The organism is Nostoc sp. (genome assembly GCF_041747015.1).
Classification (GTDB): domain Bacteria; phylum Cyanobacteriota; class Cyanobacteriia; order Cyanobacteriales; family Nostocaceae; genus Nostoc.
Window position 1 is genome coordinate 1 of the sequence record NZ_JBGTFY010000203.1, and the last position, 1706, is coordinate 1706.

3 protein-coding genes and 1 pseudogene are annotated in these 1706 nt (G+C 43.4%); 1 reads left to right on the top strand and 3 read right to left on the bottom strand.

The window, feature by feature from the left end; translation table 11 throughout:
- Window positions 1-130 (top strand): annotated as a pseudogene (locus ACEW80_RS16895) (IS1 family transposase); the annotation flags it as partial.
- A 4-nt stretch (window positions 131-134) separates the two neighbouring features.
- Here ACEW80_RS16895 and ACEW80_RS16900 read toward each other — a convergent pair.
- The 3 genes from ACEW80_RS16900 to ACEW80_RS16910 all read right to left on the bottom strand — a co-directional run.
- Entirely contained in the window at window positions 135-464 is a 330-nt protein-coding gene (locus tag ACEW80_RS16900) for a hypothetical protein (RefSeq protein ID WP_373527703.1), read from the bottom strand.
- Between the two features lie 48 nt (window positions 465-512).
- Window positions 513-1412 carry a hypothetical protein gene (locus tag ACEW80_RS16905; RefSeq protein ID WP_373527704.1) on the bottom strand — a complete coding sequence of 300 codons (900 nt, stop codon included), beginning with the start codon at window positions 1410-1412 and terminating at the stop codon, window positions 513-515.
- An 18-nt stretch (window positions 1413-1430) separates the two neighbouring features.
- A partial coding sequence (locus tag ACEW80_RS16910) for an oxidoreductase C-terminal domain-containing protein (RefSeq protein WP_373527705.1) occupies window positions 1431-1706 on the bottom strand: 276 nt, incomplete at its 5' end.

The following is a 1706-nucleotide window of genomic DNA, read 5'->3' on the forward strand; positions in this document are numbered from 1 at the left end:
GCTGGTAGTTAGCTACTTCAACTGGATCTGGCAGCATAATCGGCTCAAAACAACAGCGGCTCAACGAGCAGGATTAGCCGATAGTCCTTGGAGTTGGGATGACCTCGCTACCTACCCCACGCTAATTTGACGCACTACCGAATAAACAATAGGGTTAGCATCCCAGGAATTGTTAATAAAAATGTCAGAGCAAAAAACAACTGATAACCTAATACCTGCTGAATGTAACCGCTGACCAATCCAGGCAACATCATGCCTAAAGCCATGATTCCGGTAGAGATTGCAAAATGAGAAGTCTTGTACTTCTCTTTAGCAAGGTACACGAAATACATGCTGTAGGCTGCTGTTCCTAATCCATAACCAAATTGCTCGATGCCGATCAGAAGATAAACCCATTTTGTTGGAAGTTGGGTGTAAGCCATATATACATAGAATAGATTGGGTAAGTTTAGGGCTAGAGCCATCGGCCACATGCTTCTTTTAATGCCATAGCTTGAGACTAATACACCACCTTAAATTCCACCTGTGGCGAGTGCGATCGCACCAACAATGCCGTATATTAACCCCACTTCCGAAGTTGACAGTCCCAATCCACCTAACTCTGTTTTATCTAACAAAAACGGAGAAGTTAACTTTACCAGCATTGCTTCTCCAAGCCTGTAGGAAAGAATAAAGACTAAAATTACCCCAATTCTTTCTTGGCTAAAGTAGGTCTTTATCACTTCCAAGTAAAGTGTCTTAACGGGTTTATCTAAAGCTTTTTTGGAGTCACTGCTAGGAAAAGGCAAGATAAACCAGTGGAATACAAAAACAACTGCAAAGACTGAGGCTGCTACACCTATTGTGATTGTCCAACTTAAACTTACATCTTTAAGAGATACTTCTAGCTGACCTGCTAAAAAAACCAATACACCTGAGCCGAAAATTGTGGCAATTCTATAGAAAGTAGAGCGAACTCCCACAAAGAAAGCTTGTGCTTCTTGGGTCAAGGTAAGCATGTAAAATCCATCAATTACTATATCTTGAGTTGCAGAAATAAATGCTGCGATCGCCAAGACAGCCAAAGAGATCAAGAAGAAACTTGGGAGCTGTAAAGAGCAGGCCAGACAGCTCAAGCAGCACATCATGGCAAACTGCGTGGACAGTATCCAATTTCTTTTTGTGGAGTAAATGTCAACAAGTGGCCCCCACATCATCTTGATTACCCAGGGCAAGTATAGAAAGCTAGTCCAAAAAGCAACCTGAGCATTGTCTACCCCCAGCTTCTTGTAGAACACAACCGAAACGTAATTAATAATGATGTAGGGTACTCCTTCCGCAAAATAAAGCGTGGGGACAAAAAACCAGGGTGAAGGACCTGATGGCTGGGTATTTTCCTGAGCAAGGACTAACTCGATTGAATTTTTAGCCATTTGCAAATGGTTCGCTATTTATTGAGAGCGCAACTGCCCGACTAGATCCACGGAACCTTTGCGTAATGTTTCTGCGGTCGGCATCTGGTTCAAACGCATCAGTTCAGATATTGCTGCTGTTTCTGTGTCGCGCTGGCTGGAGGCTACCGCCAAAACCTGGTTGTCTTTGACGTAGAAGGCGATAAACTCCCGCTTTTGCAAATCACCATCAAAGATGATTTCATCCCACTTTTCAGCGTGCCCGACATAGCGGAGCGGAAACTGAAATTGCATTGTCCAAAAAATCGGCACACC